This is a genomic window from Sheuella amnicola, assembly GCF_010499255.1.
Taxonomy (GTDB): domain Bacteria; phylum Pseudomonadota; class Gammaproteobacteria; order Burkholderiales; family Burkholderiaceae_B; genus Zwartia; species Zwartia amnicola.
Map to the genome: position 1 here is coordinate 64,673 of NZ_JAAGRN010000001.1, position 14,579 is coordinate 79,251.

General features: G+C 51.6%; 13 protein-coding genes. 9 read left to right on the plus strand and 4 right to left on the minus strand.

All coding sequences use genetic code 11. The annotated features are described in order from the left end of the window. Positions 1-7 precede the first annotated feature (7 nt). The 4 genes from G3I67_RS00330 to G3I67_RS00345 form a co-directional block, all read right to left on the minus strand. Complete coding sequence (locus tag G3I67_RS00330; protein WP_163651000.1) at positions 8-919, minus strand: recombination-associated protein RdgC; 912 nt, start codon at positions 917-919, stop codon at positions 8-10. Between the two features lie 134 nt (positions 920-1,053). After that, the gene (locus G3I67_RS00335; protein WP_235931581.1) at positions 1,054-2,724 is read right to left on the minus strand and encodes an MFS transporter; all 1,671 of its coding nucleotides are present in this window, start codon (positions 2,722-2,724) and stop codon (positions 1,054-1,056) included. Positions 2,725-2,870: 146 nt separating this feature from the next. Further along, on the minus strand, positions 2,871-4,244 hold the full coding sequence (locus G3I67_RS00340) for a sensor histidine kinase (RefSeq protein WP_235931622.1): 1,374 nt from the start codon (positions 4,242-4,244) through the stop codon (positions 2,871-2,873). Positions 4,245-4,350: 106 nt separating this feature from the next. Continuing rightward, positions 4,351-5,043: a response regulator transcription factor gene (locus G3I67_RS00345; protein WP_163651404.1), complete on the minus strand. Its 693-nt coding sequence runs from the start codon at positions 5,041-5,043 to the stop codon at positions 4,351-4,353. Between the two features lie 215 nt (positions 5,044-5,258). On the opposite strand from G3I67_RS00345, the gene recA reads away from it, so the two are divergent. The 9 genes from recA (at position 5,259) to G3I67_RS00390 (ending at position 14,541) form a co-directional block, all read left to right on the plus strand. Further along, positions 5,259-6,407, plus strand: coding sequence for a recombinase RecA (gene recA, locus G3I67_RS00350; RefSeq protein ID WP_235931583.1), 1,149 nt, complete (start codon positions 5,259-5,261; stop codon positions 6,405-6,407). A 23-nt stretch (positions 6,408-6,430) separates the two neighbouring features. Then, on the plus strand, positions 6,431-6,973 hold the full coding sequence (gene recX, locus G3I67_RS00355; protein WP_163651001.1) for a recombination regulator RecX: 543 nt from the start codon (positions 6,431-6,433) through the stop codon (positions 6,971-6,973). Positions 6,974-7,051: 78 nt separating this feature from the next. Continuing rightward, the gene (locus G3I67_RS00360; RefSeq protein WP_163651002.1) at positions 7,052-7,624 is read left to right on the plus strand and encodes a DUF2889 domain-containing protein; all 573 of its coding nucleotides are present in this window, start codon (positions 7,052-7,054) and stop codon (positions 7,622-7,624) included. A gap of 59 nt (positions 7,625-7,683) precedes the next feature. After that, entirely contained in the window at positions 7,684-8,844 is a 1,161-nt protein-coding gene (sucC, locus tag G3I67_RS00365; protein ID WP_163651003.1) for an ADP-forming succinate--CoA ligase subunit beta, read from the plus strand. A gap of 19 nt (positions 8,845-8,863) precedes the next feature. Then, complete coding sequence (sucD, locus tag G3I67_RS00370; protein ID WP_163651004.1) at positions 8,864-9,745, plus strand: succinate--CoA ligase subunit alpha; 882 nt, start codon at positions 8,864-8,866, stop codon at positions 9,743-9,745. 211 nt (positions 9,746-9,956) lie between these two features. Further along, positions 9,957-10,892, plus strand: a complete 936-nt coding sequence (gene hemC, locus G3I67_RS00375) for a hydroxymethylbilane synthase (RefSeq protein WP_163651005.1) — start codon at positions 9,957-9,959, stop codon at positions 10,890-10,892. 15 nt (positions 10,893-10,907) lie between these two features. After that, positions 10,908-11,756 carry a uroporphyrinogen-III synthase gene (locus G3I67_RS00380; RefSeq protein ID WP_163651006.1) on the plus strand — a complete coding sequence of 283 codons (849 nt, stop codon included), beginning with the start codon at positions 10,908-10,910 and terminating at the stop codon, positions 11,754-11,756. A 50-nt stretch (positions 11,757-11,806) separates the two neighbouring features. Continuing rightward, a complete protein-coding gene (locus G3I67_RS00385; RefSeq protein WP_163651007.1) occupies positions 11,807-13,018 on the plus strand; it encodes a uroporphyrinogen-III C-methyltransferase in 1,212 nt (403 codons plus the stop codon). Positions 13,019-13,020: 2 nt separating this feature from the next. Then, positions 13,021-14,541, plus strand: a complete 1,521-nt coding sequence (locus G3I67_RS00390) for a heme biosynthesis HemY N-terminal domain-containing protein (protein WP_163651008.1) — start codon at positions 13,021-13,023, stop codon at positions 14,539-14,541. Positions 14,542-14,579 lie beyond the last annotated feature (38 nt).

Sequence of the window (14,579 nt, forward strand, 5' to 3'; positions counted from 1 at the left end):
TTTGGGGTCAAGCCGCCTGGGCGATACGTTTTTCATCCAGCGCATCGAGCAGGCCGCTTGCTAATAAATTGAATTCCGCACACATCAGCGTGAAATCCGAATCGAATTTTTCAGCTTCATTTGCCGCCATCTGGTGATCCGGCTGATCCAGGATGTCTTGTGCCGCGATACGTTTGATATCCAGGTTTTCAGTCAAGACGAAAGATATCTTGTCATTCCAGGTCAATGCGAGGCGGGTGCACTGTTTACCTGAATTGATGTGCTTTTGAATGTCCTCAAGCTCTAGGGTATGTTTAACGTAACGAACAACAGCCGCCTGATCACCGCCGGCACGTAACTCGGCATCCTGATCGATCGTAAAGTTTGCAGGAGGTTGTTCGCTTGCGATCCAGGATGTCATGGCGGCCGAGGGGCTTAAATTGACTTGTATCGGTTCGACGGGAAACGGATAGATCGCTTTGCCCAGAGCGGAAAGTAGTTCTTCGGCTTTGGCTGTCGATGCCGTATCCATGGCTACCCAGTGGTTGACTGGGTCGATCCAGATCCGCGTGTCTTTTTGCAGACTAAATGCGCGGGGCAGAAGGGTATTGGTCACTTCTTCCTTGAGGTCACGCATCTGTTTGCGCCCAGGCTTGAAGCCTTGTTGCTCTTCGAGTTCCAGGGCGCGGACTTTGACGAATTGATTGATGACAGAGGCAGGCAGTAACTTTTTTTCTGTGCGGTATGAGCAAAGGATTTGACGTCCTACGCTGTATGCGAAACGTGCATCTTCCTCACGAACGGGAACCCAGCCAACCGATTGGGGCGCGGCGGCTCCCGCTGAGACAAATGCTTCCTTGGATAGAAGTTCATCAAGTTTTTCGGCAGTTAGATTCCAGGAGGAAGCCAAACGATACAACTTAAGATTTTTAAACCACATAACGCGCCCAACTCAAAAGAAAACGATTCTAGCTGATGCTGATGCCCTTGACGTGCAAAAAAAAACCTCCCCGAAAACCGGGGAGGCGAAAAGCCGGTTGGGCGCAGCAGTCCCATCCGGCGGGGGATCGTGCGTTAGTCGTGGATATCCACGTGACGCGTATCCTTGATGAACAGCGTACCGATTACCAGCGTCATCACGGCAATGATGATTGGGTACCAGAGGCCGTCATAAATGTTTCCGGTCGCAGCAACGATCGCAAAGGATACTGTTGGCAGGAAGCCTCCGAACCAGCCGTTACCGATGTGATAAGGCAAGCTCATCGAGGTGTAACGGATTTTGGTCGGGAACAACTCGACCAGCATGGCGGCGATCGGACCATAAACCATACACACCAGAATCACCAGGAAGGTCAGCAGTGCGACAACCATCGGTTTATTGATTTTGGTGCTGTCGGCTGAGGCGGGATAACCGGCCGCGCGGATCGCGGCTGTCATTTCCTTGCCGATAGCGTCCGACTTGGCTTTGAAGTCGGCAGCGCTCAGGCCGGCACCTTCAAACGAAGTGAACTCTTTGTCGCCGATTTTGACCTTTGCAATTGAACCCGCAGGAGCGGCTTCGTTTTTGTAGTTCACTGCGTTGCGAGCCATGAAAGACTTGACGATATCGCATGAGCTGGTAAATGCCGATGTGCCAACCGGATTGAATTGGAACGAACATTTGGCTGGGTCAGCGATGACAGTTACCGGTGCCGATGCCTGAGCTTTTTCGAGTGCAGGGTTGGCGTAATGGGTAATGGCCTTGAAGACCGGGAAGTAGGTCAGTGCAGCGATCAGGCAACCGCCCATGATGATTGTCTTGCGCCCAATCTTGTCGGACAGGGTGCCGAAAATCACGAAGAAAGGCGTGCCAATCAAGAGCGACACAGCGATCAGAATATTGGCTAGGTTGTTGTCCACCTTAAGCGTTTGCGTCAGGAAGAACAATGCATAGAATTGTCCCGTGTACCAGACCACGGCTTGGCCGGCAGTCAGGCCGAACAAGGCCAGGAGAACGATTTTCAGGTTGCTCCATTGACCGAAAGACTCCTTGATCGGTGCCTTGGAAGATTTACCTTCCTCTTTCATGCGCTTGAAAGCGGGTGATTCATTCAATTGCAAACGAATCCAGACCGACACGCCAAGCAGCACGACAGACACGAGGAAAGGAATGCGCCAGCCCCAGGCTTTGAATGCATCCTCGCCCACTGCGGTGCGCACGCCCAGAATCACCAACAGTGACAGGAACAGGCCAAGTGTTGCTGTTGTCTGAATCCAGCTTGTGTAGGCTCCGCGTTTGCCGTGCGGCGCGTGTTCAGCCACGTACGTCGCTGCGCCGCCGTATTCGCCTCCGAGCGCAAGGCCCTGAGCCAAGCGAAGCACGATCAGGATGATCGGGGCTGTGATGCCGATTGAGTCATAGCTGGGCAAAATACCGACCAGGAATGTCGATGCGCCCATGAGCAGAATGGTGATCAGGAATGTGTACTTGCGTCCTACCAAATCGCCCAGTCGACCAAACACCAGTGCACCGAAGGGACGGACGGCGAAACCGGCGGCAAATGCCATCAATGCGAAAATGAAGGCGGCAGTCGGGTTGACCGCGGAAAAAAAGTGCGACGCAATAATGGCTGCGAGCGAACCATATAGGTAAAAGTCATACCATTCGAAAACCGTACCAAGTGAAGAGGCGAAAATGACTTTACGCTCTTCTTTTGACATTGGACGTGGGGCTGGATGCACCTTCCCCGCTGTGGCTGTGCTCATGGATTTGTCTCCTGTATGAACCGGCAGTTTTTATTCAAAATAAATATGTCCTATATTGGACATGACCGTGATCCAAACAATAGGCTTACAGGCTGACGCTCATCTGACGAATTGCTTACATGAAACTTAAATTGGTAACAAAAATATCAAATTTGAGGTTTTTCTGAGCGTCGACTTTTCAAAAAGCGCAATTCAATTCGTGTTCCTCGACTTGAGCCGACTTTAGTTTGTGCGTCCAGAATTTGAATGGTTGCATGATGGCGATGGGCGATTTCCTGAACAATCGCAAGACCCAGTCCACTTCCGTCTACGCTTGTTCCAAGTACCCGATAAAAGCGGTCGAACACGCGTTCGCGTTCTTCCGGTGCAATGCCCGGACCCGAATCTTCGACCGCCAGTAATACATCATCATTTTCGCGCTTGACGATGACGGTGACCTGCCCAGGTGAAGGGGTATATCGCAAAGCATTGTCGATCAGGTTATTGATGGCTTCAGCCAGCAACAGGCTTTGTCCCCGGACAATCACGGGTTCATCTTCCCCCTCGAACCCAAGGTCGATGTTGGTGTTGATCGCCTGGTCCACCCAGGCAAGCGTTCGTTCCCGCGCAAGAGCGACGAGATCGAGGTTGGTCATTCCAACGCTAGCGGGGTTTTCGGCGTTGGCCATTAATAAAAGCTGGTTCACCAGACGGGTGGCTCGAATCGTTCCCGTCATGATTTGCCTAAGGCTTTCCTGGGTGTCTCCGGTTGGGGCCGCCCGCATGGCGAGTTCTGCCTGAGTACGCAATCCCGCCAGGGGGGTCTTCAGTTGATGCGCCGCATCGGCCACAAAACGTTTTTGAGCCAGAACATTGGATGAGAGGCGGTGAAGCAAGTCGTTCATTGCGGTAATTAAAGGACCGATCTCCACTGGGGCGGCCTTTTCGTCAATAGGAGACAAGTCATCCGGACGTCTGGCCCTCAATCGGCTTTGTAGTGCATTGATTGGTGCGACTCCCCGAGACATTCCGAACCATATCAGGATAACGGCGATCGGAAGCACGAAAAATTGGGGCATGATCACCCCCTTGATGATGTCGTTGGCAAGTTGGGTACGCTTTTCGGTGCTTTCTGCCGCGACGAGTAGCACCGGCCCTGAATCGCGAATCGCAAAATCCATCCACATATAGGCGATTCGTATTTCGAAATCGCGCATCGTTTCGTTTTTGAAATAGACGGTGTTAATCGTGTTGGCGGGTGTGTATTCCGGTGTCGGCAGATCGGAGTCTCCGCCCAGGTTTTCACCTTGAGGGCCAATTGCCTTCCAGTAAACACCATCGTTTTCCCGAGTGCGCAATGCCATGCGTGCCGGGGCGGACATTCTCAGTGAAATCATGCCGTTGTCGACGACAACTTGTTGGCCAAGCACCTGCAGGGCATTTTCCAGGCCGCTGTCGTAGGGAACATTCGCGAGATTTTGCGCAACGACATAGGTGATGGCCACACTCATTGGCCACAGCAGGAACAAGGGGGCTAGCATCCAGTCGAGAATTTCGCCAAGCAGCGATCGTCTGTGCGGGGCCATGCTCGGGCCTTCGGCTCCGCCGCGGATGACTTCAATCGCTTCCTGATTGAGCTGGGGAGATTTAGTGACTCGCGGTTTGGCCACTGCTTGTATCCCGTTCGAGGCAATAACCCAGTCCCCTGACAGTGGCTATTTTGACGCCACTCGGTTCAAGTTTTTTACGCAGTCGGTGAACATAGACCTCTATCGCGTTGGAGCTGACTTCTTCTCCCCATTCGCATAGATGGTCGACGATCTGGTTTTTACTCACCATCCGACCGCTTCGGGTCAACAGGATTTCTAGTAGGCTGATTTCGCGTGCCGATAGTTCGAGTGTCTGATTATCAACCATGGCAACACGCCCGGTCTGATCGAAGACGAGTCGGCCATGTCGCAACAATGCGGCGCCTCCGCCGACCCCACGTCTGGCGAGCGCACGGACACGCGCTTCCAGCTCGGAAAGCGAAAAAGGCTTGGCCATGTAGTCATCTGCCCCAAGGTCCAGGCCCTTGACTCTTTGTTCGATGCTGTCGGCCGCGGTCAGAATCAGGACGGGCAGGCGTGAGTTGCGTGCACGTAGTTTGCCCAGCACTTCGAGGCCGGACAAACGCGGCAAACCCAGATCCAGAATCAGCAGATCGAACTCCTGGGCAGTTAGTGCAGAGTCTGCCGCGATGCCATCCGATACCGCATCGACTGCGTACCCGTTGTTGCGAAGTGACCGGGTCAGTCCGTCAGCCAGAATACTGTCATCTTCGGCAATCAGAATCCGCATGATAGCCATCACTCTCTTAGATGTAATGCTGGCATTTTTACATAGTGCGCACTGATTGCGTGGTAGCAGCCTTCGATTTCAGGATAAACCCTAGGAACAGGTTATTATTGACATACTGTTTATTTGTACAGTAAATTGTGATGTAATAATTTCAGCCCATACTAAACCGTCAAATCCCTCATTCGGATTTAAAGCATCAATTTCAAGGATTCCTCATGGACGATAAAACCCTCAAGGCCGGCTCATCCGAAAAAGGTAAAGCACTCGCTGCGGCGCTTTCACAGATCGAAAAGCAGTTCGGCAAGGGGTCCATCATGCGCTATGGGGACAATGAAGTCGAGCACGATATTCAGGTCGTTTCGACCGGATCCCTGGGGTTGGATATTGCACTTGGTGTGGGTGGTTTGCCTCGCGGTCGCGTGATCGAAGTCTACGGTCCCGAATCATCCGGCAAAACGACACTAACGCTTCAAGTGATTGCCGAAATGCAAAAAGTAGGTGGTACCTGCGCTTTTGTCGATGCCGAGCACGCTCTTGATGTGCAGTATGCCCAAAAACTGGGTGTGAATTTGACCGATTTATTGATTTCCCAACCGGATACTGGTGAACAGGCTTTAGAAATTACGGATGCGCTGGTTCGCTCAGGATCGATCGATCTTATCGTCATCGATTCGGTGGCTGCTCTGGTTCCCAAGGCTGAAATCGAAGGTGAGATGGGTGATTCGCTTCCTGGTCTTCAGGCTCGATTGATGAGCCAGGCGCTGCGCAAACTTACCGCCAGCATCAAGCGCACCAACTGTATGGTGATTTTCATTAATCAGATCAGGATGAAGATCGGCGTCATGTTCGGCAATCCCGAAACCACGACTGGTGGCAATGCGCTTAAGTTCTATTCTTCGGTGCGTCTTGATATCCGTCGAATCGGTGCTCTTAAAAAGGGTGAAGAAATCGTCGGTAATGAAACGCGTGTCAAGGTAGTCAAAAACAAAGTTGCACCACCTTTCAAACAGGCCGAATTCGACATCATGTATGGCAGCGGTATTTCTCGTGAAGGTGAAATCATCGATCTAGGCGTTACAGCCGGTATCGTTGAAAAGGCTGGCTCCTGGTTTAGTTATAACGGTGAGCGCATTGGTCAGGGTAAGGACAATGTGCGCGAATATCTTCGCGAGCGTCCGGCCATGGCGATTGAGATCGAAAACAAAGTGCGTGAAAAGCTTGGCATTGCTTTGCGTGTTGGCGGAGTTTCTTCGGCCGGTTCGGTTGCCTCGACACCTGCATCGACAACCGGTAAGTCGTCCAAATCTGCCAAGTCGCCGGCAGTGTCCGACATCGATCTCGAAGACGATGCAGATGAACTGTAATCTGAAATCAGTATCTTAAATAAATGGTTTCCCGCTCGACTGGTGATCAGTTTTCCGATGACGAGGGCTTCGAGTCGCAAGCAGGTGATCATGCCGATAGCAAAAAACGGTCCGGGCTTTCCCTCAAGGCTCGGGCCGTTTCCTATTTGTCTCGTAGAGAACATACACGCGCCGAGCTTGCGCGCAAGCTCGCTGCGTACGCCGATTCACCCGAACAGGTTGATGAGCTGCTTGATGTGCTTGCCAAAGAGGGGTGGCAGTCCGATGAGCGTTATGTCCAGGGCATTATCCACAGCAAGGCACCTGCCCATGGTTCTATCAGAATTATTCATACTCTCAGGCAGCAGGGACTCAACGATGACCAGATTACCTTAGCGCGAGAGCAACTAAAAGAAACTGAGCTTGAACGCGCTCAAGAGGTTTGGAGCAAAAAATTTGCTGGAAAAGGATTGGCATTGAACGGGTCAGAATACGCGAAGCAAGCCCGCTTTCTGGCTGCCCGCGGTTTCTCGCATGAAATCATCCGCCAGGTGCTAAAAAGTTCTGGTGAAGATGAGGACTTGTAGGGCTTTTCACCGCCATAGTGTTGCCTGCGCTATACTCTTTTCTTTGCTGCACCGTGTCAAAATTATCCCCGAGTATGTATGCCGCTTCCTGCGCCTAAAAGCCCACGCAAACCGATGCATAACCGCTCAATTCAGGTTCATTCCTTTGAGCGTGAGGATGGTTTGTGGGATATCGAAGCCGAGTTGATCGACTCGAAGTCCTACGACTTCACCAAGAGAGATGGTTCGGTGCGTAAGGCTCTTGAGCCTTTTCATCATATGCACATTCGAGTAACGATCGATACGTCCTATACGATCCATGATGCTGTCGTTGCGTATGACGCTGCGCCTTTTGGTCCGAATTGCACATCGATAGCAGACGAATATCGCGATCTGATCGGGATGAATCTGCTCAAATTTTTCCGGCAGCAGTTGAAAGAACGTTTTGGTCGCACCTCCGGGTGTACACATATGACTGAATTGGCCGCTGTGTTGCCAACGGCTGCGGTTCAAAGCATGACAAGCAAACGCAAAAGCGGTTCGAATGCTGACAGAAGGCCATTTCAACTTGATGGATGCCATGCTTGGCGTCTGGATGGCGAAGTCACCAAAGAACATTATCCGCAATGGTATGTTGCGCCCAGTAAGGATGTTGAAAGCCCCGCAGGTTAGCCTTGGCGCAATCTCATCTGTCCCTTTTTAAAGTACTTTTCTGAAATAACAGGAGCCCCATGAAAATCCACGAGTATCAAGGTAAGGAACTGCTCAGACAATTCGGAGTTGTCGTTCCACGTGGCATTCCAGCGTTTAGCGTTGATGAAGCCGTTGCCGCAGCTGAAAAACTCGGCGGTCCTGTATGGGTAGTCAAGGCCCAAATTCATGCGGGTGGTCGTGGTAAGGGCGGTGGCGTCAAGCTTGCCCGTTCAATCGACGAGGTACGTAAAATTTCCTCCGAGATTCTGGGAATGCAACTGATCACGCATCAGACCGGCCCCGAAGGTCAAAAAGTTCGTCGCCTGCTGATTGAAGAGGGTGCCGACATTAAGAAAGAATATTATGTCGGCATCGTGACTGATCGCGGTACTCAGCGTGTATGCGTCATGGCATCAAGCGAAGGTGGCATGGATATTGAAGAGGTCGCCGAACATCACCCCGAAAAAATCCTCAAGGTTTTTGTTCATCCCGACAAGGGGCTGACCGATGAAGAGGCTGCCACGCTGGCGCGTGGCATTGGCGTGCCTGAGGCTTCGGTATCGAAAGCCGCAGCCGAATTTCAAAAGCTTTACAAAGCATACTGGGACACCGATGCATCGCTCGCCGAAATCAATCCATTGATTTTGACTGGCAGCGGCGACATTATTGCCTTAGACGCCAAATTCAACTTTGACCCCAACGCGTTGTTTCGTCATCCCGAAATCGTGGCCTATCGCGATCTGGACGAAGAGGATCCGGCAGAAGTCGAAGCCAGCAAGCATGAGCTTGCCTATATCCAGCTCGACGGCAACATCGGCTGTCTGGTCAACGGTGCAGGTTTGGCTATGGCAAAGATGGATACCATCAAACTGTTTGGTGGCGAACCGGCTAACTTCCTGGACGTTGGCGGTAGCGCAACGGCGGAGCGTGTGACCGAAGCGTTCAAAATCATGCTGGCCAACAAGAGCGTCAAGGCGATCTTGGTCAATATTTTCGGTGGAATCATGCGCTGCGATGTGATCGCAACCGGTGTGATCACCGCCTGTAAGGCAGTGAACTTGAATGTGCCCCTTGTTGTGCGCATGAAAGGCACCAATGAGGATCTAGGCAAGAAAATGCTGGCCGAGTCCGGTTTGCCCATCATTAGCGCCGACACGATGGCTGAAGCCGCCACCCGCGTTGTTGCGGCCGTCAAATAATTCTGCCAGGGATTCAAACATGTCCATTCTGATCAATAAAGATACTAAAGTCATTACACAAGGTATTACCGGTAAAACAGGTCAGTACCACACACGCACTTCACGCGATTACGCCAATGGCAAAAATGCTTTTGTCGCTGGTGTACATCCTAAGAAAGCCGGGGAAAATTTCGAAGGCATTCCTATTTTTGCGTCCGTTAAAGATGCCAAGAAAGAAACTGGTGCAAATGTTTCCGTGATCTACGTGCCTCCCGCAGGTGCAGCAGCGGCCATCCTTGAAGGCATCGAAGCCGAGCTTGATTTGGTGATTTGTATTACTGAAGGCATTCCGGTTCGTGACATGCTGGAAGTCAAAGCCCGTATGGCCGCTTTGAACAGCAAGACCCTGTTGCTTGGACCAAATTGCCCGGGCCTGATTACCCCGGACGAAATCAAGATCGGCATCATGCCGGGGCACATTCACCGCAAAGGTCGTATCGGCATCGTCAGCCGATCGGGTACGTTGACCTACGAGGCAGTTGCTCAAGTGACCGAGCTTGGTCTGGGTCAGTCGAGCGCTGTCGGTATCGGTGGCGATCCGATCAACGGTCTGAAGCACATCGACGTTCTCAAAATGTTCAATGATGACCCCGACACGGATGCAGTGATCATGATCGGTGAAATTGGTGGGCCCGATGAAGTGAACGCTGCACTTTGGGCTAAAGACAACATGAAAAAACCTATGGTTGGTTTTATCGCTGGGGTCACCGCTCCTGCCGGTAAGCGCATGGGACATGCAGGTGCCTTGATCTCGGGTGGCGCAGATACGGCTGACGCCAAGCTAGAAATCATGGAAGCTTGCGGTATCCGTACAACCAAGAATCCTTCCGAAATGGGCAAGCTGCTCAAGTCCGTTATTTGATTCGGGTTGCGTTAGGTCAAACGCCGGTCACCAAAAGCGACCGGCGTTTTTCTTGATGCGGTGTAATCTGTCACTCTTCTAGAAGGAAGCTCATCATGACAACATCCCCCCAAAAACAACGTGGCTACACAATTTTGCAAGGACTGGCTATTTTGGCAGTCATCGGAATAGTGTTGACTGTAATACTGAATTATCTTCGATAGGTTATGTTGTGACGCAGATTCGTAAACTCGTGATTGCGACTCGCGCGAGTCGCTTGGCGCTCTGGCAGGCAGAACATGTTCAGTCCAGACTGCAGGCGCTTTATCCCGGAATGGTCGTTGATCTGCTCAAGCTTAGTACGCGCGGTGACGAGATTCTTGATCGCAGCCTGTCAAAAGTCGGTGGCAAAGGACTTTTTGTTAAAGAGCTGGAAAACGCATTGCTTGATGGGCGTGCAGATCTGGCAGTGCACTCCCTGAAAGACGTGCCTGTTGATATGCAAGCGCCTTTCGAACTGTCGACAATTCTCGAAAGGGCTGATTGTCGGGATGCGTTTGTCTCCAATCACTTTGCGTCACTCGATGCGCTGCTGCCCGGATCTGTTGTTGGAACGTCAAGTCTGAGACGCGAGGCGCAGTTGCGTGCAAGGTTTCCTCATCTAAAAATCGAGCCGCTTCGGGGAAATCTGGATACTCGTCTTTCAAAATTGGACCAAGGGCAATACGCCGCCATCATTCTTGCAGTGGCCGGGCTTGAACGCCTTGGTCTGGCCGATAGGATTCGTTCTTACATCTCCGTAGATGACTCCTTACCCGCCGCCGGGCAAGGAGCGCTTGGAATCGAAATTTTACAAAAAAGATCGGACTTGCTTGAATTGCTGACTCCGCTATCCTGTCATAAAACAACCGCCTGTGCGCTTGCAGAACGAGCGGTTTCGCGTGCTTTGGGCGGTTCATGCCAGGTACCGCTTGCGGCGCATGCCGTTATCGAGCACCAGCAGCTGACCGTTCGTGCACTGGTGGCTCAGCCAGATGGGCAGACTATTTACCGTGCACAAGGTTCCGGACTGGTTGCTGATGCAAACAAGATTGGCCAATCTGTAGCCGATGATCTGATCGCGCAGGGGGCAGGGCGGATTTTGTCCCAGATTTCATCCGGCGCCTGAAAGTCGATTGATGGCATGAGCGTATCGACAGAATTCAGCATGGCGGTTTTGACTCGGCCTCAAGGTCGTAATGCAGATCTGGGCGGTGCGCTTTTGCAGCGTGGTTGGCAAGTCACCGAATGTCCTGCCCTGGAGATTCAGCCTGTAATTTTGCATGACGTGCAATCCCTAGCCACCCCTGATTCATATGATCTGGTGATTTTTGTCAGTGTTCCGGCGGTGCAGGCATATCATCAGCACTTGTCACAAATGCATCCCAAGTACGTTTGGCCCAAAGATACGCATATAGGCTGTGTCGGTCAGGCTAGTGGACAAGCCATTCGTGAAGCGTTTGGCCAAGATCTGTCATTGTTTCAGCCTGATAAAAGCGCTGATCAAGATTCGGAATCATTATGGAACAAGCTTATTGCCCACATCGATTCGATTCGACGTGTTCTGATCGTCAGAGGCCAGGATGGACGAGACTGGCTTGCGTCACGATTGACAGAAAAAGGGGTGAAAGTTGATTTTTACGTTGCTTATTGTCGCAACCCTGCAACATGGTCACCGAAAAATATCGATATGTTTAAGACATGGGCGCAATCGGCGAAATACCCCGTTTGGCTACTAACAAGTGCTCATGCGATCAAATCGAGTCTGGCTCAATTCAGAGAGCATGATTTGGTGCAATGGGCAAAAAAATGCTGTTTTATTCTGACGCACCCTCGTCAAGAGACGGTTTTGATTCAAGGACTGAACAAGTTGACTACCTGTTCTCGTACCGAAAAATCCCTGTCAATGCCAAAAATTCTTATTTCACGTCCACTGCAAGAAGAAATCCTGTCGAATTTTGAACATTTTCGCGATAATCACCGTATCGACTGATTTAGCGTTTCATTGAACCTTTTATTCGGGTCAGCGACTACAATCCGATCATGACAGAAACCAACACATCAAGCCAAGAGTCCGCCACCGTTAATGCACTAGCGAGCGCTGCCAAAGCCCGTCGGCGTCCAACGGGTCCATCTTGGATGGCGACGATTGCGATTGTTTTGCTATTGCTGGTCATCTTGCTGGCAACGGGTGCATGGCACTTGCAAAAGCGTTATGACAATGTCGGGCGTGAAGTGGCGACCCAAATTCAACTTTTCAATAATCAGGTTAGTGAAGCAAGAGCGCAGGCCAGGCAGGCGATTACGTTGGCCGATGCACATGCGGTTCGGATTGCCCTGCTTGAAAGCTCTTTGAGAGAAACCCAAAACCAGTATTCTTTGCTTGAGCAGGCCTGGGAGTCATTCAATAAAGGCATGGAAGACTCGATGCTTGCCAGCGATCTTGAACGCCTGCTTAGCTTAGCCAGTCAGCAGTTGCGTCTGTCAGGTAGCGTCAACAATGCAATCATGGCTTTGGAGGCGGCGTTGTCGACTTTAGTGCGTGCAGATCGGCCAAAGTTCAGTGCTGTTCAGCGTGCCATCAGTACTGATCTGGATCGTCTACGTGCAGCGCCTGTGATCGATGTGGCAGCTATATCGGCACGTCTGGACTCGTTAAATTCGCTGATTACTCGTGCGCCTCTGCTTGTTCCCGATTTAAAAGCAAACAGTGTTCAGGATTTGAATGCTGTTGCGCGTAACGCGACGGCAAATGAGCAAGCTGCATCGTCCGGCACTCAGACTGCACCGGTTATTCAATCCGCCGGCGCGAATGATCAATCCCTTTCCTGGTGGGAATCAGCATGGATTAGGTCAAGTGACTGGGTGCTGCAATCATCAAAGAAACTCATGACCTCATTAGGGCGTGAGCTTAGCGGTGTGATTAGTATTCAGCGTGTCAACGATGCGAGTGCTTTGTTGATGTCTCCCGAGCAAGGGGCGCAAATGCGGGCCAATCTTCGTTCTCGTGTGCTGACAGCCCAAATGGCGCTATTGATGCATCAGCCTGCAATCTGGCGTAGTGAACTGGCTGCCATCGAGTCGTCGCTGAATACGCGTTTTGATCCCAAGGCTGTCGATACCATTGCTGCTTTGGGTGTTGTACGCGAACTTGCCGCGGCTTCGATTTCAGTCGCTGTCCCCGATATTGTCGATAGCATTGCTGCGCTCGAGGCGGTCAGAGTCTCCGAAGTCGGCAGCAAAAGCGGAAATTGAGTATGCGTACCTGGTTCTGGACCTTATTCCTTGCGACGATTGCTGTCGTGCTCGCAGTGACTCTTCGGGAAAACACCGGAAATGTACTGATACTTGTGAATACCTGGAGAATTCAGGTCTCTCTTGCATTTGCCGTGCTTGTGCTGGTCGGATCATTCCTTGCACTTTACATTTTGTTGCGAACGATGGCGTGGTTTACTTCCATTCCAATGCGCTTGCGTAGCTGGCACGAAAAACGGCAGTCTCGCCGTGATCACGATTTGCTTGAACAGGGCTGGACCGAATTGCTTGAAGGTCGTTATGCTCACGCTGAAAAGGATTTGACCAAGCTACTGGGGCGAACCGGTAGTGTCAACCGCCAGGTGCTAGCAGCTTTGTCCGCAGCTCGGGCGGCGCACGCATTAGGCGAATTTGAGCGTCGTGACGGATTGTTGACCCAAGCTCGTGAAAAAGCCACTGAAGATGACGATGGTCATCTCAAAGATGCTGTTGCTACGGCGGCGGCAGACTTGTATCTCGATCAGGGTTTAGCCCAACAAGCACTAGATGTGCTGTTGCCGCTTCAGCAATCGGGTGCAAGGCATGTCCATACTTTACGTTTGTTGCTTCGAGCTTATCGTCAACTGAATCATCATGATCAGGTATTTGTTCTGGCGCGCACGCTCAGTCGTCGTGGTGCTTTAAATGACACCGAAGCCAAGCAGATGATCGAGCATGCAGCAGCGGCGAGGTTGCGCGACACATTGCATTCTGGTCAATGGCGCGAAATCTGGAAGGATCTCAAATCCGAAGAGCGTATTCTTCCCGAGGTGGCTTTGGCCGGGGCCGCAGCATTCGATGCAGGTGGACAGGCGGAGGACGCATCCCGTACCCTTGAATTGGCGATTTCGGCTCGATTGGATCCGCGTTTGTTGGCAGCCTATTCACGATGTGAATCTAGTCAGGTTGCCCGTCGACTTGAAAAAGCCGAGGGCTGGCTTACTCGACATCCTGAAAATCCCGATTTATTGACGACGCTTGGTAATCTTTGTTTGGCCGGGCAGATTTGGGGGCAAGCCGAGCATTACCTCAAGCGTAGTGTGGACCGCAGAACAGATGCGCGTGTGCATGCCTTGCTGGGTAGCCTGTATGACAAACTCGGTCGTCAGGTTGATGCAGCCGCGCAATGGCGATTGGCAACGGCAGTCGGAACGGCGATTCCTGTTTTGGCTGAGGATGCCTATTTACCTGCTGCTGATACGGCATCGGATCCCGGTGTTTTGCACGCTGAAGGATTAGCCTATTTTGCCGAAACAGGTTTTCCGGCCGAACAGGTGACTGAACGAAGCGAATCACCGGCCTCTGGTCAAACCAATGCGACTGTTGCAAAACCCTACGTTGCAGCAGCATCGCATGAGCTGGAAGAATATTTTGATAGCGCACCCATTCCCGGCATTGGCGATGCGTCATCAACAGAATCGGTAAAAACATCTTCTGAATTGCCTACTTCTGGTCTAAGATCGGCGAAAGATCAACAAGTTTGAACTTATTTCTGTTTGTTCGGGCTTGAGGTCATATTTGA